Annotated in this window: 14 protein-coding genes and 1 tRNA gene; 7 read left to right on the top strand and 8 right to left on the bottom strand. The window is 48.7% G+C overall.

Annotated elements, in window-relative coordinates; genetic code table 11:
* Positions 1-13: 13 nt before the first annotated feature.
* Complete coding sequence (locus tag ACI39P_RS08360; RefSeq protein ID WP_439720206.1) at positions 14-382, bottom strand: hypothetical protein; 369 nt, start codon at positions 380-382, stop codon at positions 14-16.
* A 260-nt stretch (positions 383-642) separates the two neighbouring features.
* On the opposite strand from ACI39P_RS08360, the gene malQ reads away from it, so the two are divergent.
* Positions 643-2,262, top strand: coding sequence for a 4-alpha-glucanotransferase (malQ, locus tag ACI39P_RS08355; RefSeq protein ID WP_439720205.1), 1,620 nt, complete (start codon positions 643-645; stop codon positions 2,260-2,262).
* 84 nt (positions 2,263-2,346) lie between these two features.
* The gene (asnB, locus tag ACI39P_RS08350; protein WP_439720204.1) at positions 2,347-4,176 is read left to right on the top strand and encodes an asparagine synthase (glutamine-hydrolyzing); all 1,830 of its coding nucleotides are present in this window, start codon (positions 2,347-2,349) and stop codon (positions 4,174-4,176) included.
* 155 nt (positions 4,177-4,331) lie between these two features.
* On the opposite strand, the gene ACI39P_RS08345 is transcribed toward asnB, so the two are convergent.
* The 5 genes from ACI39P_RS08345 to ACI39P_RS08325 all read right to left on the bottom strand — a co-directional run bounded on the left by ACI39P_RS08345 (position 4,332) and on the right by ACI39P_RS08325 (position 10,102).
* Positions 4,332-5,222 carry an EamA family transporter gene (locus ACI39P_RS08345; RefSeq protein ID WP_439720203.1) on the bottom strand — a complete coding sequence of 297 codons (891 nt, stop codon included), beginning with the start codon at positions 5,220-5,222 and terminating at the stop codon, positions 4,332-4,334.
* Between the two features lie 276 nt (positions 5,223-5,498).
* Positions 5,499-7,229 (bottom strand): phospho-sugar mutase, encoded by a 1,731-nt coding sequence (locus ACI39P_RS08340; RefSeq protein ID WP_439720202.1) that lies wholly within the window; start codon positions 7,227-7,229, stop codon positions 5,499-5,501.
* 46 nt (positions 7,230-7,275) lie between these two features.
* A complete protein-coding gene (locus ACI39P_RS08335; protein WP_439720201.1) occupies positions 7,276-8,754 on the bottom strand; it encodes a PEGA domain-containing protein in 1,479 nt (492 codons plus the stop codon).
* 121 nt (positions 8,755-8,875) lie between these two features.
* Positions 8,876-9,865: a hypothetical protein gene (locus ACI39P_RS08330; protein ID WP_439720200.1), complete on the bottom strand. Its 990-nt coding sequence runs from the start codon at positions 9,863-9,865 to the stop codon at positions 8,876-8,878.
* Between the two features lie 164 nt (positions 9,866-10,029).
* A tRNA-Lys gene (locus tag ACI39P_RS08325) sits at positions 10,030-10,102 on the bottom strand.
* A 183-nt stretch (positions 10,103-10,285) separates the two neighbouring features.
* On the opposite strand from ACI39P_RS08325, the gene ACI39P_RS08320 reads away from it, so the two are divergent.
* The 3 genes from ACI39P_RS08320 (at position 10,286) to ACI39P_RS08310 (ending at position 13,637) form a co-directional block, all read left to right on the top strand.
* On the top strand, positions 10,286-11,296 hold the full coding sequence (locus ACI39P_RS08320) for an aldo/keto reductase (protein ID WP_439720199.1): 1,011 nt from the start codon (positions 10,286-10,288) through the stop codon (positions 11,294-11,296).
* Between the two features lie 269 nt (positions 11,297-11,565).
* Positions 11,566-12,795 (top strand): CCA tRNA nucleotidyltransferase, encoded by a 1,230-nt coding sequence (locus tag ACI39P_RS08315; RefSeq protein ID WP_439720198.1) that lies wholly within the window; start codon positions 11,566-11,568, stop codon positions 12,793-12,795.
* A gap of 11 nt (positions 12,796-12,806) precedes the next feature.
* Entirely contained in the window at positions 12,807-13,637 is an 831-nt protein-coding gene (locus ACI39P_RS08310) for an aldo/keto reductase (protein ID WP_439720197.1), read from the top strand.
* Positions 13,638-13,743: 106 nt separating this feature from the next.
* On the opposite strand, the gene ACI39P_RS08305 is transcribed toward ACI39P_RS08310, so the two are convergent.
* Both ACI39P_RS08305 and ACI39P_RS08300 read right to left on the bottom strand, forming a co-directional pair.
* Positions 13,744-13,953 (bottom strand): 4Fe-4S binding protein, encoded by a 210-nt coding sequence (locus tag ACI39P_RS08305; protein WP_439720196.1) that lies wholly within the window; start codon positions 13,951-13,953, stop codon positions 13,744-13,746.
* Between the two features lie 77 nt (positions 13,954-14,030).
* Positions 14,031-14,426, bottom strand: coding sequence for a pyridoxamine 5'-phosphate oxidase family protein (locus ACI39P_RS08300; RefSeq protein WP_439720195.1), 396 nt, complete (start codon positions 14,424-14,426; stop codon positions 14,031-14,033).
* Positions 14,427-14,661: 235 nt separating this feature from the next.
* Here ACI39P_RS08300 and ACI39P_RS08295 point away from each other — a divergent pair, with 235 nt between their 5' ends.
* Positions 14,662-15,039 carry a winged helix-turn-helix transcriptional regulator gene (locus tag ACI39P_RS08295; protein ID WP_439720194.1) on the top strand — a complete coding sequence of 126 codons (378 nt, stop codon included), beginning with the start codon at positions 14,662-14,664 and terminating at the stop codon, positions 15,037-15,039.
* 292 nt (positions 15,040-15,331) lie between these two features.
* Entirely contained in the window at positions 15,332-16,753 is a 1,422-nt protein-coding gene (locus tag ACI39P_RS08290) for an amidophosphoribosyltransferase (protein ID WP_439720193.1), read from the top strand.
* Positions 16,754-16,782: the final 29 nt, after the last annotated feature.

The raw sequence follows: 16,782 nt of genomic DNA, 5'->3' as shown, positions 1-16,782 counted from the left end.
TTCTCTAAAAAAATCAGTCTACCACACTGTTTGTTCTCACATTGGTATTTGTGTTGGTAGTCTTGGTATTGTTGGTGCCTGTCAGGTCATCCCATGTGTTCCGGATATCCTGCCCCAGGGTGGTGCCGCCGTTTCTGGTGCCATAAGTGTCATAATAGGCACCATTATAGCCTGTGCCGGTCAATGTTCTGCCGCTGTTGATGCCATAACCATCCCAGTAGGCTGCGCCGCCGCTGGAATATGTCCCTGTGTTATAACCATTATAGCTCCCATTGCTGCCGTTTCTGGTGCCGCCCAGGTTTGCCCCGGCATTGCCGCAGCCGCCGAAGAGCATCATTGCCACCGCCAGCACCGTAAAAAGTCCTGTTTTTCTGCCAAACATAAAATCCCTCCCAGATTTCATTTTTTATTTTTGCAATGCTTTTGGATTGCTCTGTTATTGTTTGCTGTTTGGAGAGAAAAAAACGTTACTTTCTCTGGCACAGGCGACAGATTTTGACAAAGCCAAAAAAGAGAATAAGCCGCTCAAATCTTGTGAAAGAATAAAAATATTGATATAATAAAAGTTCCGATAAGTCATTTCAAAATATACAAACAATTTTTTCAAAAAATTGTTTCCCAAATATAAAGGAGTGTAACTTTATGACCAAAAGAAAAAGCGGTATCCTGCTGCATCCCACCTCTCTGCCCTCTGCTTTCGGCGTGGGCGATCTGGGGCAGGCGGCATATACCTTCATCGATAAACTGGCAGAAGCCCACCAGACCCTTTGGCAGATTCTGCCCCTGGTGCCCGCCGATGATGGCGGCTCCCCTTACGCAAGCTGCTCCGCTTTTGCCGGCAATCCCCTCCTCATCAGCCCGGAAGAACTGGAAAAGGATGCCCTGCTGACAGCGGATGACCTGAACGCTGCAAAAGTTGAACCCGCCGCAAGGGTAGATTATAAAAAGGCCGCCGCTGTCAAGCTGCCCCTGCTGGAAAAGGCCTTCCAGAATTTTAAAGCAGCGGAAAAGCCGGAGGATTACATTGCATTCTGCGAAAAAAATGCCTTCTGGCTGGAGGATTATGTGCTGTTTGTGGCCCTGAAAAACCATTTCCGCGCCGAACGTGCCGCGGAGGAAACCACAGAAAATTTTGATGCTTTTGCAGCAGAATGTGAAGGGCTTCCCCTGACAGAAAAACAGAAGAAGGACTACTATATCGGCGCCAATTGGAATTCCTTCCCCAGGGGGCTGAAAAAACGCAATCCCGCCTCCCTGAAAAAATGGAGAAGAGAATTGGCAGAAGCCATTGAAAAAGAAACCTTCCTGCAGTATATCTTCCAGAAACAATGGCAGGCCATAAAAGCCTATGCCAACGAAAAAGGTATTTCCATCATCGGCGATGCGCCTATCTTCGTGGCCTATGACAGTGCCGATGTATGGGCAAATCAGAAGCTGTTCCGTCTGGACAGCAAAGGCTTCCCCACCTGTGTGGCAGGGGTACCCCCCGATTATTTCAGCGAAACAGGGCAGCTTTGGGGCAACCCTCTTTACGACTGGAAACAGCATGAAAAAACAGATTTTGCCTGGTGGACTTCCCGTATCCAAAAAACTCTGGGGGATGTGGATCTCCTCCGTATCGACCATTTCCGGGGCTTTGAAGCCTACTGGGAAGTGCCCTTTGGGGCAGAGGATGCCCGGGGCGGCAAATGGGTGAAGGCCCCCGGTCTGAAATTCTTCCAGCGCTTGGAGGAAAAGCTGGGCAAGCTGCCCCTGATCGCAGAAGATCTGGGCATCATCACCGATGAGGTTGTAGCCCTGAGAGATGCCGCAGGCTTCCCCGGCATGCGTATTTTACAGTTCGCCTTCGGGCAGGATAAAAACAATGCTTACCTGCCCCATAGCTACGATAAAAATACCGTTGTATATACCGGCACCCACGATAATGATACCTGCCGCGGCTGGTATGCGGCAGCGCCGGAGGCGGAAAAAGACCACTACCGCCGCTATATGAACGTGGACGGGCAAAATGTGGCCTGGGATCTGATCCGACTGGCCTTTTCTTCCCCTGCGGATATGGCCATCGTTCCTTTGCAGGATGTGCTGAACCTGGGGACAGAACATCGAATGAATATCCCCGGCACTTCCGCGGGCAACTGGGGCTTCACCTTTGCCTTCGACTGGTGGCAGGAAGGCTTCACCGATGGCCTGAAATACCTTTCCGAACTCTTCGGCAGAAACGAAAAAGAAGAACCAAAAACAGCAACAGAATCCCCTGAGTAAGTTGCTTTTCCCACCCCTTTGTGCTACAGTTAATTTGTAGTTTTATGCAATTCGCCTTTTTCGGTTTTTAAGGAGGAAAAAGATATGTGCGGCTTTTGCGGCTTTACCGGGCAGATCGCTACGCCCGAAGAAATATTGGAAAACATGAAAAATAAGATCATCCACCGTGGCCCCGACAGCGGCGGCTCCCATATTGACGACGGCATCGCCATGGGCTTCCGCCGGCTGAGCTTTCTGGACTTGGAGGGTGGCCATCAGCCTATTTATAATGAAACAAAAGATATGGTCATCACCTTCAACGGTGAAATTTATAATCATCAGGAAATTCGTGAAGAATTGGAAGCTAAGGGTCATGTGATGGGCAGCCGTGCCGATACGGAAGTTCTGATTCATGGCTACGAGGAATGGGGGGAAGATATCCTGCAGAAGCTGCGGGGGATGTTTGCCTTTGTCATTTGGGATAAGAAAAACCAGTCCCTTTTCGGCGCCCGCGATTTCTTCGGCATCAAGCCCTTCTACTATACCATCGTCAACGGCAACCTGATCTATGCTTCTGAAATCAAAAGCATTTTAGAGCATCCCGATGTAAAAAAAGAAGTAAACCCCGTTGCCCTGGAAAATTACCTGACCTTTCAGTACAGCGTTTTGGAAGAAACCTTCTTCAAGGGCATTTTCAAGCTGATGCCTGCCCATTGCTTCACCTTCAAGGATGGCAAAATGGACATCAAACGCTATTGGGAGCCTGTGTTCGAGCCCGATCACAGCAAATCTCTGGAACAGTATGTAGAAGAAATCGATGCTGCTATGCAGGATTCTATTCAGGCCCATAAAATTGCCGATGTTGAGGTTGGTTCCTTCCTTTCCAGCGGCGTAGACAGCTCTTATGTAGCTGCCTGCTTCCACGGAGATAAGACCTTCACCGTGGGCTTCGATTACGCAAAATATAATGAAATCGATTATGCCAAGGCGCTTTCTGAAAAAATCCAGATCAAGAACCACAGTAAGCTGATTTCTGAACAGGAATATTGGGATTCCATCCCCAGCGTGCAGTATCATATGGACGAGCCCCTGGCAGATCCTTCCGCCATTGCTCTGTATTTTGTTACAGGCACAGCAGCCCAGTATGTCAAAACCTGCATGAGCGGTGAAGGCGCCGATGAGCTCTTCGGCGGCTACAATATCTATCGAGAGCCCCACGACCTGCTGCCCCTGACCCGCCTGCCCCGCCCTGTCCGCAAAGGCTTGGGCGCAGTGGCAAAAAAGCTGCCCAAAATGAAGGGGAAAAACTACCTCATCCGCGGCAGTAAAGATTTGCAGGAACGTTTCATCGGCAACGCCTTCATGCTGAATGAGGAAGAACGGGAACGCATCCTGAAAAACCCTACAGGCAAATACAACCACATGGAGCTGACAAAGCCCTTCTATGATAAGGTGAAGGATTTGGACGATGTGACAAAAATGCAGTATATCGACATCCATTTCTGGCTCATCGGAGATATCCTGCTGAAAGCAGATAAAATGAGCATGGCCCATTCCTTGGAAGTGCGTGTTCCTTTCCTGGACAGAGTGGTATTTGATGTAGCCCGCAAGGTGCCTCCGGAATATAAAGTAAACAAGGAAAATACAAAATATGCCATGCGGCAGGCAGCCCACCGCTATCTGCCCGATATGGTGGCGGAAAAGAAGAAACTGGGCTTCCCTGTGCCCATCCGTGTATGGCTGCGGGAAGATAAATATTACAACATCGTAAAGGAAGCCTTCCATAGCCCTGCTGCCCAGGAATTCTTTAAAGTAGATGAAATCATGAAATATCTGGACGAGCATAAGGCCGGCAAGGCGGACAACAGCCGCAAGATCTGGACGGTCTATATGTTCCTGGTATGGCATAAGCAATTCTTTGAGGATGCCGCTTGATTGGTACACTAAGACCTTGAGGGCTCTGCCCTCAAACCCCCGCAAGGGCATGATGCCCTTGACCCCAATTTAAAAAAAACAAACCCCTGCACTCACATTTTGTGAGATACTGGGGTTTATTTTTTTGTGATTCTATCCCCAAAGGGTATCCAATTTCAGGCTTTTTCTTTATGGAGATGCAAAACTTTCCCCCATTCCACCACGGAAAGCAGCACTGCGGAAAATACGATCAGCCCGCCGATTAGCACCTTCGGTGTAAAGGGATCCCCATACAACACAACGCCGCAGAAATACCCGATGACCGATTCCGTAGAGATCAGCACCGCCGAATGGGTATCAGAAGTATACCTTTGGGCTACATTTTGCAGCGTATAAGCCACCACCGTATTGATAAACAGAAGATAGGCCAGTGCCCCAATGCCTGCCGCAGGATATGCCGCAGTTTTTTCCTCGAAAAGCAGCGTTGCTCCAATAGAAAGAATGCCTGTTGTCAGATATTGAAAAAAAGACATGGCAAGGGGATTGACCTGCTTCGCCAAAATGCCTGTCGCAACGATCAAAAAAGAATAGAGCAGGGAAAACAGCAGCGTCAGCCCATCCCCCAGTTCCATACCCAAAGAACCGCTGAAAGAAATCAGCCCAATGCCTGCCAATGCCAGCGCCCCCGCCAAAAACGCCTTGATTCCCGGCCGTTTCTGCAGCACCAACCAGGAAATAAAAGGCACGATGACCACATAAGTGGTGATCAGAAACGCCTGTTTAGAGGGGGAAGTATATCGCAAAGCAATGATCTGGATGGGCTGGGCAATAAAAAGGAGACTTCCCAAAATCACTCCCGCCTTCCAATCCGCCTTGGTGCTGCTTTTCACATGGCGGCGGAATAAGATCCCCAGAAAAAGAGCTGCCCCCGTAAAACGAATTGCCATGATAAAAAAGGGCGGAAAATTTTCCGCAGCAATATCCCCTGCCACAAAACCCCCACCCCAGCAAGCCGCCGCCAGCAGGAGCGACAGATCTGCCAGCAGCATTTTTTTCTTTTCTTCCATTTTTCCCGACTCCTTTCCAAGATGTATCAAAAGAATACCATTTTCATACCTCTATTTCAATATCGAATATATTGAATGTTTTGATAAATTCAATCAAAAAAGATGATGATTTTCTTTCCATAGATTTCGTCTGAAAATAATATTTCTCTAAAAAACAGTCTTCTTCTAAAAAAATAGGATGAATCCCAAAAGTTTAAGGATTCATCCTATTTTACTATTTTAACAGTTTCCTCTAAGGATGCGCCTCCTGCGAGGAGCTTTTCCTATTCTCTTTTCTTAAATTGCAGCAACCTTTGCTTCGATATCCTGATCCAGCAGAGCCACTTTATCCTGGGCAGCCTGCAGACTGTCCGCTTTCACGCCGATATAGAATTTCAGCTTGGGTTCTGTGCCGGAAGGACGGATGCAAACCCATGTACCATCCTCCAAAGTATAATGCAGCACATCGGAAACGGGCAGAGGGCTGCCGCTTTCTTCCCCTGTCACCAGGTTTTTGAACACCTGTGTCTTATAGTCTTTCGCAACGACAACTTTATAGCCGCCCAGTTCCGCAGGAGTATTTTCCCGGAAGGTTTTCATGATGAGCTGGATGCGAGCCATGCCTTCCAGACCTTTCATAGTCATGGATTTTACGCCTTCCCGATAGTAGCCGTATTTTTCATACAGAGCCAGCAGTGCTTCGTAGAGAGTCATGCCTTTTTCTTTATAATAAGCCGCCATTTCACAGATCATCACAGAAGCATAGACAGCATCCTTGTCTCTTGCATAGGTGCCTGCCAGGCAGCCATAGCTTTCCTCGAAACCGAAGAGATAAGTGTTGGAGCCTGTCTCATCGAAGCCCTTGATCTGTTCGCCGATGAATTTGAAGCCTGTCAAAACGTCGATTTTCTTCACACCGTATTCTTCGCAGATGGGTGCAATCATTTCCGTACTTACGATGGTTTTGATAACAGCACCGTTTTCCGGCAGTCTGCCCTGTTCTTTTCTGCGGGCAAGGATATATTCTGTTGCCAGTGCCCCCACCATATTGCCGGTCAGGGGAACAAATTCGCCGGTTTCATTTTTCACCATAGCCCCCACACGGTCGCAGTCAGGGTCAGTACCGATGATCACATCGGCGTCTACCTCTGCCGCCAGCTTCTGGGCCAGAACGAATACCTTTGTATCTTCGGGGTTAGGGTAATCCACTGTAGAGAAGGAGGAATCGGGCTGTTCCTGTTCCTTTACGATATAAACATTTTTGAAGCCTGCTTTTGCCAGATTGCGGCGAACAGGCAGATTGCCGGAGCCATGGAGAGGGGTATAAACGATATTCAGCTTGTCCCCCATGCGCTGGATCATATCGGGGCACATCAGCTGTGCCTGTACGTTTTTGTCAAAGGCTTCATCCACTTCCTCGCCAATCAGGTTGAACAGCTTCTTTTCTACAGCTTCTGCCTTATCCATCCGCTGAATCTGACCAAAATCCGTTACAGCGTTTACTTCTGTGATGATGCCTTTATCTCTGGGGGCTACCACCTGGGCGCCATCTGCCCAGTAAACCTTATAGCCGTTATATTCGGGGGGATTATGGCTGGCTGTCAGCACAACGCCCGCCGTGCAGCCCAATTCTCTGACCGCGAAGGAAAGCATGGGAACGGGGCGCAGGGAAGGATACACGAAAGCAGGGATGCCGTTTGCCGCAAAAATCAGCCCTGCCACTTCCGCAAATTCGGGGGACATGAAACGGGAATCGTAGGCAATGGCCACGCCCTTTGCCTGTGTGCCTTCTTTTTTGATATAGTTTGCCAGCCCCTGAGAGGCTTTCCCTACGGTATACTGGTTCAGTCTGTTGCTGCCGTTGCCGATGATCCCCCGCAGGCCGCCGGTACCAAATTCCAGTTCCTTGAAGAAACGTTCCTTAATCTCATTTTCATCATTGGCGATGCTTCTCAGTTCCGCCTTTGTTTCCTCATCAATAGAGGGGTCATCCAGCCACTGCTGGTATCTTACGCGATATTCTTCCATATGCTCTTCCTCCTTACATTGAGTTCTATTTTCAATCACTCTGCTTTTATTCCATGGTTGCGTGGAGCGTTGCCGTGCTTCCCTGAATCTGGATGGTCTGCCGGAAATCAGCATAGCCGCTCTTTTGTACCATTACATTATAGGAACCATAGGGCAGGTTCACCTGCATCGGCGCTACGCCATATTCCTCACCGTTGATATAGACCCATGCACCATCCACATCGGCCGTTATGGTCAAGGTGCCATACTGGATATCCCGCTGCAGTTCCGCATTGACGGTCACACTATCCTGCTGCAGGGATACATGCTGGTTCCATTCCGTATAGCCATTTTTTAAGATCACAAGATCATATTCACCCAAGGGCAGCACTGCGGGGCTTTCCGCCGCTGCACCGTTGATATAAAGCTTATAGTTGCTCACATTGGCATTGACGATGATGACACCCACCTTTTCCTGGGCCTTGGAAAGATCATATTCCAGTTCCCCGCCGGCTTCCACCAGAATGCTGTCCTCTCTGGTCTCAATATTAGAACCAGTCACCGTCACAGTATGTCTGCCTTCCTTTGCGGCTATCCGCATGCCTTCTTCCAAAGAGACAGGTTCCTCTTCATCCAGCTGCAGTTCACCGTTTTTGATATTCTTTGCATTTTCTACAAGGATATAACCATGATATTCCTGCACTTCCACAGACCAGACGATATCTTCATAGCTTTTCAGCAGCAGCACATCACAGGGCTCCAGATCCGCCGGGTCGATCTCTTCCGCATCATAAAGGAACAAAGTTGCCTTATCATATTCATAGGTTTCCTCTTCACCGGAAAGGGTCTGTCTTCTGGTATCCGTTTCCAGCCCGGTCACTTCTTCCGTTTCGATGGCGGGGCTGCTGTAATCAATGGAAAGAACCGTTTCCCCGTTCTCATCCAATTCTGCCAGGAAAAGATCGCCCACTTTTATGCCGCCAGAGGAAACCGAACGCCCCCCTTCTTCGATCATCTTTGTTGTTTCCGTCAGCTTCAGGGGCTTTTTTTCTCCAGCGGAGATATCGTAAACGATGAATTCTTCCGCATCCAGAATTTCTTTCACCAGCATGGGGGAAGCCTCTCCGGAAAGGGCCACCGGGGCCTTGCTGGGGTGGAACCCGCAGCGCACCAGGGAAAACCCAAGGATGCAGGCAAGAACCCCCACCACAGCCAACAGGGTGACGGTTTTTTTGCTCAGGCCAAAATAGCCTTCTTCTCCCTCTTCATCGTATTCTTCCCATTCTTCTTCGTCCGTTTCTTCCGGGGGCAGGGGGCGCTGCACAGGCACAGTCTGCCGGGTATTGCCCAGTTCTTCCTCCTCCGCCTGTTCTTCTATAGGCGTATCAAATTTTTCCGATTCAAAGGCATCCAAAAAAGCATTGGCATCGCCCAGTTCATCATCGGTATCGTTTTGTTTCAGTTCTTTTACTTTTTCGTTTATGGTATCCAGACGCACCGTCTGGTCAAAATCCTGATTATCTTTTTGGAAATGATAATCCTTCATCTGTTTCTCCTCCTTCGGGGAAAATTTCGCAGAGTTCTTCATCCTCTATTTTAATCCCTTCACAGAGAAGTTGCAACAGAAAAAACACAAGGAAGGCCGTTAAGAGAAGCCTTTGCTCCTCTCAACAGCCCCCAGCAACCATATTTTTCAGTTTTACACCGTTTTCTTCTTCTCTGGCTGCCGCTGCCAGCCGTTCCTGCATGGCAGGGGAAACGCAGGCCCTGCGCCGGTTGTAGTATTCATTGACCAGCCGCAGGAATTTTTCCGGATAGACCAGCATGCCCTGCAGGAGGGTCAGGTCTTTTTCCGAAAGGGGGCAATGCTTCCCATAACTTTCCAGCATGGCGTGGATGCCTGCCTCTGCCCCATCGGTCTTTTTGAGATATCTTCTCAAGTAAGCAGCCAAGTCCGCCAGGGGCAGCTCCGTGGTGCATTTATCAAAATTTCCCACAAAAATACGCCCTTTTTCATCCAAACGGAGGGCTTCTCCCTTATAGGCATTATGGCAAAAGCCCCCTTCCCTCTCCGCCTTTTCCACGGCTTCACCGTAGCCGCCTTTTCGCAGCAATTCCTCCGCTTCCGCCGCCTGGGCCATATATTGGTCGTAATACTGCAGCAGCAGCAGATCAATGGCATCATAGCTGCCCCGTTTGTCATTTCGCCGGCGCACTTTCGCCAGTTCGCTCCGCCGTTTGGCATACAGCCTGGGCAGACGGTCTTTTTCCCAGCGGGCAGCTCTGCTTTGCAGGCCCTTTGCCGCCTTGTGCATTTGCCCCAAGGTATCCGCCCCCCGGATAAAAGCGGCTGAACTGTCTTCCTCCAGAACCCCCTGCGGCATCACATCCTCCAGCAGATACAGCACCCCGTCATAACAATAAAAAGGTTCCCCATCCAAAGCGCAGTAAAATCGGCTGATATTGCAGAAGCCCCTTTTTCTGAGCTGCTCCTTCACATCGAAGGCCAGGCGCAGGCTGTCCATACTGCCCCGGGGCTTTTTCAATTCCCGCACGCCCAGATCCGTGCGGCAGACCAGCCCCGTTCGCGTCCTTGTGCCATGTTTAAAATGCAGGCCGTATCCTTCCCACAATATTTTTTCGTAGATCTCCTCCATATTCACTCCCCCTGCTTCCCGACCAAAAATCGTCTCTGAAACATTCTATGGAACAGGCAATCAAAAAAGACCACCAAGGTGGCCTAAATATTCGGCAAAGCCCTGCGGGCATAAAAAAAGAAGCGAGCCAAGCATAAAGCTTAACCCGCCTCTCCTTTATAAGATGCGCCCTCAGGGACTCGAACCCTGGACCCACTGATTAAGAGTCAGTTGCTCTACCAACTGAGCTAAGGGCGCACATCTCAACTGCAGGGAATATAATACCACTAACTTTTCCAAATGTCAACATATTTTTTAAAAATAATTTTTTGTAAATTTAGGCCTGCTCTGCAATGGAATTGGGGCTATCTCTATTCAATTTTTCAGAATTGTGCTATGATGGATACAGAGTAACTTGCAGCAATCAATGGAGGGGATATCATGAAATATCAGAAACTTGGAAATACAAATATCGATGTTTCTGCTGTTGCACTGGGCACATGGGGGCTTGGCGGCGGCAGTGTATGGACAGACAGGGATTCTACGGTGGAGGATACTAAAAATCTGCTGGATGCCTGCCGGGAATTTGGCATCAATTATATTGATACTGCACCCGTGTACGGTACCGGTGTCAGCGAAGAATTGCTGGGAAAAGCACTGAAGGGCCGGCGGCAGGATTTTGTCCTGCAGAGCAAATGCTCCCTGAACTGGCGGAACGAAGGCGGAAATTTCCATTATGAACGGGATGGCTATACCGTCAATAATGATACCCGCCCTGCGGCGATCAAAAAAGACGTGGAGGACTCTCTCCGCAGAATGCAGACGGATTATCTAGATTCTGTCATCGTACATTATGTCTGCGGCAGTTTCCCTGTGGAAGAAACCGTGGGTGCCTTGGAAGAACTCATTCAAGAAGGGAAAATCCGCACCTATGGTCTTTCCAACAGCCAGCCTGCCGATTTGGATGCATATCAAAAGGCTGCTGCAAAAGGTTCTGTTGGTGCATCTGTTGTGCAGGAATTTTTCAGCATCCTTTCCCCTTTCCACGGCAGAGAATATTTTGAAACCTGTAAAAAATACAACACTGTATTCCAGACCTACGGCGTATTGGAAGAAGGTTTCCTGACTTCTCCCCAGTTTATGGACAAGCAGTTTCAGAAAACCGACATTCGTTCCAGACTGCCTTGGACGGAAGAAGCCCGTAAGGAAGGCCTGCGCCGTGCCTTTGAAATTTGGACACCCCTGTGCGAAGCATATCAGTGCAGCTATGCAGCCCTTGTGGAGGCATGGGCTTTGTCGCAATATGACAGAATGAGCCTTCTGGTGGGTATGCGCAGAGCATCCAGTGTAGAAGATACCGCAAAATGTATCGATATCAACCTGCGCCCCGAGGATGTCAAAAGAATGGAAGAGGCTGTGAAATCCATTCAGGTAGAAGTGCTTGATAAATAAGATACCTTCTTAACCCATCATTTTCATACGTATTTTATCATTTTATGCCTAAGCGGAAGTCCGAGATACCAGAGATGACAACTATGCCTGCCAGATTTTGATTGATTTCAATAAAGCGGAACGGGAAGTAACGCCTGGCGATATCAAATAGACTCCTTAGCAAAAGCAGACTTGCATCCCTTTGATGATGAAAAAGTCTGCTTTTTTGCTTCTGTTTATGGTATACTAAGGCAAATCTATCAATTTTATCTGGATGGGAGGGTTTCCCTTTGCGAAAACTGAAAATTACCATACCCGCAGATGCGGCATTGATTTTAGATACCCTGAACAAAAACGGCCACGAAGCCTATATCGTAGGCGGCTGTGTGCGGGATTCTATCCTGGGGCGCATCCCGCAGGATTGGGATATCACCACTTCTGCCCTGCCCGAAGAAACAAAGGCTCTTTTTGACCGTACTTTCGATACAGGCATTCAGCATGGCACCATCACCGTTGTGCTGCATAAAGAAAATTACGAGGTGACCACCTATCGGGTGGACGGCAAATATGCCGACTGCCGCCATCCCGATGCCGTTTCCTTTACCAAAAACCTGACGGAGGACTTGCTCCGCCGGGATTTCACCATGAATGCCATCGCCTATCACCCTGCTGAAGGCTTCCGAGACCCTTTCCATGGACAGGAGGACATTGCGGCAAAAACCATCCGCGGGGTGGGCGACCCTGCCCTGCGCTTTCAGGAGGATGCCCTGCGGATGCTGCGCTGTGTGCGCTTTGCGGCACAGCTGGGCTTTGCCATTGAACCGGAAACCTGGGCGGCCCTCTGTGCCAATACGGCTTTGATCCAGAAAATCAGCGTGGAACGGATTCGGGAGGAGCTGGAAAAGCTATGGCTTTCTCCTTTTCAGGAAAAAATGCCCCTCCTTTGGGAAAGCGGCCTGCTGGCCCAGATCGACCCAACCCTGTCTGCCCGGCTGATTGCCCACAGCCAGCGCATTTTGGATGAACTTTCCGCCTGCCCCAAGAATGCCCTGCTCCGCTGGTGTATTGTTTTGCAGGATTATACACCCGCCGAAGCCAAGGCTTTTCTAAAAGGCTTGAAATTTGATAATCATACCCTGAGACGGGTCTGCCTGCTGTTGGAATATCTGCCCAAGGATGTGCCTACAGAAGCCTACCCTTTGCGAAAACTGGTCAGCATCATTGGCGAAGAAGCCACAGAACAGCTTTTGCTGCTGCAATCCATCCTGCGCCCCGCTTCCCCCCATCGGGAAAGCAAAGCATTATTTGCAAAGATTTTGGCAGACGGCAACTGCCTGACCCTGAAGACCCTGGAAGTATCCGGCAAAGACCTGATGGAGATCGGCGCCCCCCGGGGGAAAGAACTGGGCAGCCTCCTTGGGACGCTGCTGGAAATGGTTCTGCAGGAGCCAGAAAAAAATACAAAAGAAATTCTGACAGAACAGGCTCGCTCTCTTTTGAAAGAGAAAAACTTGCAATAAGGAGGAATCATATGATCGGTGAAAAAGGATTCGTTTTGGAAAACGGTGTAGAACTGCCCTTTTTGGGCTTCGGCACCTATCTGGTAAAAGAAGAAAGCATCCTTCTGGATGCACTGCAGGCGGGCTATCGCCATCTGGATACTGCCAGAAGATATGAAAATGAAAAAGAAGTGGGGCGGGCTGTAAAAAACAGCGGCATTCCCCGCCGGGAAATTTTCCTGACCTCTAAAGTATGGAAAACAGAGCTGGGCTATGATAAGACCATGGCCAGCTTTGAAGCTTCTCTGAAGGACTTGGGGGTAAATTATCTGGACATGTACCTCATCCATTGGCCCATGCCCTACCCCGGCGCAGATTGGAAGCCTTTGGTAACAGAAAGCTGGAAGGCCTTGGAACAGCTTTATGAAGAAGGGGCTGTTCGTGCCATTGGCGTCTGCAATTTCCTGCCCCAGCATCTGCTGCATCTGATGAAAACCGCCAACACTATGCCTATGGTGAATCAACTGGAATTCCACCCCGGCTATCCCCAGCATGCCACTGTGGCTTTCTGTCAGTCCCACGGCATACAGGCAGAAGCATGGAGCCCCTTGGGAAGGGGGAAACTGCTGGATGACCCTCTGATTTTGGAATTGGCGAAAAAATACGGAAAAAGCCCTGCCCAGGTCTGCCTGCGGTTCTGTCTGCAGAATAATGTGCTGCCTCTGCCCAAATCTTCCGCACCGGAGCGGATGAAAGCAAATCTGGAGCTCTTCGATTTCGATCTGGAATTGGAGGATATCTATCGGCTGATGACCATGCCCCAGACAGGATGGTCAGGAATCCATCCGGAACATTTTGCATAAACAAAAAAGCCGAAACTCCTGATCTGCAAGGGTTTCGACTTTTTTTATTTTGTATGTCAGCAGATACCTATTCTACGCTCTAATTTTACCAGTTCATTTTTGTTTTTTATGAGGATAATGATATGGCATGACCCTGCAGACGGGGAGCTTTTCTGTGGCATACCGCCACACAGGTTCCGCAGCCTATGCACTTTTCCTGCTGCACACGGCTGATCCATCCGGGATTCATAACGATCGCCTGTGTGGGGCAGGCAGCAAGGCAGGCTCCGCATCCCACGCACTTTTTCACATCTATCACTGCTTTTTCAGATTTCATCTTTGTCCTCTTCATATTTGTTCTGTGCAAAAATAAGTGCGGCGGTTTTTTCATCTTCTCCCGCCGCTTTTCGGGGATTACAGAACTTTTTTGTTTTCTGCGCCGGGTGTTGTTACAATGATTTTTTCCGGTGTGATCACCAATGCCCCTTTGGCTGTAGCCGCACCATTGAACATTTTTTCCACCATGGCTTTAAAGGTATCCACAACGGCGCCTTCGGTCACATATTCAGCCGTCCCTTTGATCTGATAGCCTTCCAGGCTCTGGCCATCATAAACAGAGACAGCGATTCTGCCATTGTTTGCCTTGATGTTATTTAAAGTTGTTTCCATAAAAACATCCCCAACAACCAGCTTGCCGTCCCCGGTCACATCCTTAAATGCCACAGGCACCACATTGGGCTCCCCCTCTGCACAGGTAGCCAAATCCCACATACTGGATTTCAGCAGATTCTTCACATTTTCATTCATCATAAAAAGCACCTCCAAATTCTTCCAATGAAATTTGCCGTTTGCTCGATCAAGCTGTTCTCAGTATAGGAAATCTACTTGGGGCTGGCAATATATTAGGAAATTTATGAGCCTCTATTTTATTTCATAGTCACTATGAAATAAAATAGTGACTTGTATTGCAAAAGCAAATTTCATATACTGAGTTTAAAAAGAACAAACAGATGCGCTTGAAAAAAGCCGGAGGGAGGAAATGCAAATGTATCAAAGAAAACTGGACAAAGACATTCGGTGTCCATTGGAATATGGCCTCGAGATTTTCGGCGGAAAATGGAATTCCAGAATTATTTGTGTACTGGCCGAAAAAAAGGTTTTGCGCTACAGCGAGCTGCGAAAAGAAATGGGCAATATTACAGATGCTGTGCTGGCGGCGGCTCTGAAAGCCCTGATCGCCAATGATATCGTCCTGCGGAAATCCTACGATGAAATTCCGCCCCGTGTGGAATATTCCTTATCCGCAAAAGGGATTTCCGTTGTGCCCATTTTGCAGAGCATCTGCCAATGGTCCGGCGTTTTTTATAAAGAAGACAGCGGCCATATGATGGTACATTGTCAGAAATGCGATTACCGCTCCTGAATTTTATCCATAAAACAGAGTGTATTTTTGCAAAAAAGTAAAATTTGTATCCCGGCAGGAAAAGGATAAACTGTTACATTCTCCGACGGCAACGGATTTTTTTCTTGTGCAAAAAGTATCCCGCCCGACATATTGACGAAAAACCCCTTTTTTTGGACGTCTTTTTCGCCATACACTGTATCCATTTTCTCTTGTATTCCCCTTTTTTTTCATTTAAAATAAAAAAGGTTAGGGAAAATTCCCTCGAAATCGAAACAGAATGGATATTTTATTTGATATAAGGAGGCAAAACATGGGCGGCTTTTTTGGCGTAACTTCCAAGCAGGACTGCGTACTGGATATCTTCTTCGGCGTAGACTATCATTCCCATCTGGGTACAAAAAGAGGCGGTATGGCGCTCCACAGCAAAAGCAAAGGGTTCCAGCGTCAGATCCACAATATTGAAAACACACCTTTCCGTACAAAATTCGAAAACGACCTGCATGATTTTGAAGGCTGCGCAGGTATCGGCTGTATCAGCGATTCCGACCCTCAGCCCCTGCTGGTGCGTTCCCATCTGGGGATGTATGCCATCACCACCATCGGTGCCATCAATAATGCAGAGGAATTGATTCAGACAGAATTCAACAAAGGGCATCAGTTTATGTCCCTTTCCTCCGGCAAGGTAAACGAAACAGAGCTGATCGCCTCCCTCATCAACCAGAAGGAAGACCTCATCAGCGGTATCAAATATGCTCAGGAAATCATCAAAGGCTCTGTGACCCTGCTGATCCTGACAGAAGATGACGCGATCATTGCTGCCAGAGATAACCTGGGCAGACTGCCTGTGCTGATCGGCAAAGACGAAGAAGGCTACAGCGTTTCCTTTGAATCCTTCGCCTATCAGAAACTGGGCTATGAAAATGAATATGAATTGGGCCCCGGCGAAATCGTAAAGATCACCCCCGAAGGCTATGAAACCCTGAAGCCTGCAGGGGAAGAAATGAAAATCTGTGCTTTCCTGTGGAGCTACTATGGCTATCCCAACTCCAACTATGAAGGCGTCAACGTTGAAGTGATGCGTTATAAAAACGGCGAGATCATGGCTCGCGATGAAGCCCTCAACGGCACGCTGCCCGATGTGGATTATGTGGCCGGTATCCCTGATTCCGGCGTTCCCCATGCCATGGGCTATGCAAAGCAGAGCGGCCAGACCTATGCCCGCCCCTTTGTAAAATATACCCCCACATGGCCCCGTTCCTTCACACCTGCCAACCAGAAGATTCGTAACCGTGTGGCAAAAATGAAACAGATTCCCGTACCCGAACTGATCGAAGGCAAAAAGCTGCTGTTCGTAGATGACTCCATCGTCCGCGGCACACAGCTGAGAGAAACTGTAGATTTCCTGTATCATTCCCATGCAAAAGAGGTACATATGCGTTCCGCTTGTCCTCCCATCATGTATGGCTGTAAATTCCTGAACTTCACCAGCAAAGGCTCCGAAGATGACCTGCTTGCCCGCCGCATCATCCATGAACTGGAAGGGATTGCCGGCGATGCTCATCTGGAGGAATATACAGATGCTTCCACAGAAAGAGGCAAATGTCTGCTGAAATCCATTTGCGAAAAATTCGGCTTCTCCTCTCTGGGCTATCAGTCTCTGGATGGTCTGCTGGAAGCCATCGGCCTGCCCCGTGAAAAAGTATGCACATACTGCTGGAACGGAAAAGAATAATAACACTTGCGTATAAAAAAGTTTGACCC

The sequence above is a fragment of the Anaerotignum sp. genome (genome assembly GCF_051877975.1).
GTDB lineage: Bacteria > Bacillota > Clostridia > Lachnospirales > Anaerotignaceae > Anaerotignum_A.
The sequence above is the reverse complement of the archived record's forward strand: the minus strand, read 5'-3'. Positions and strand labels throughout refer to the sequence as shown.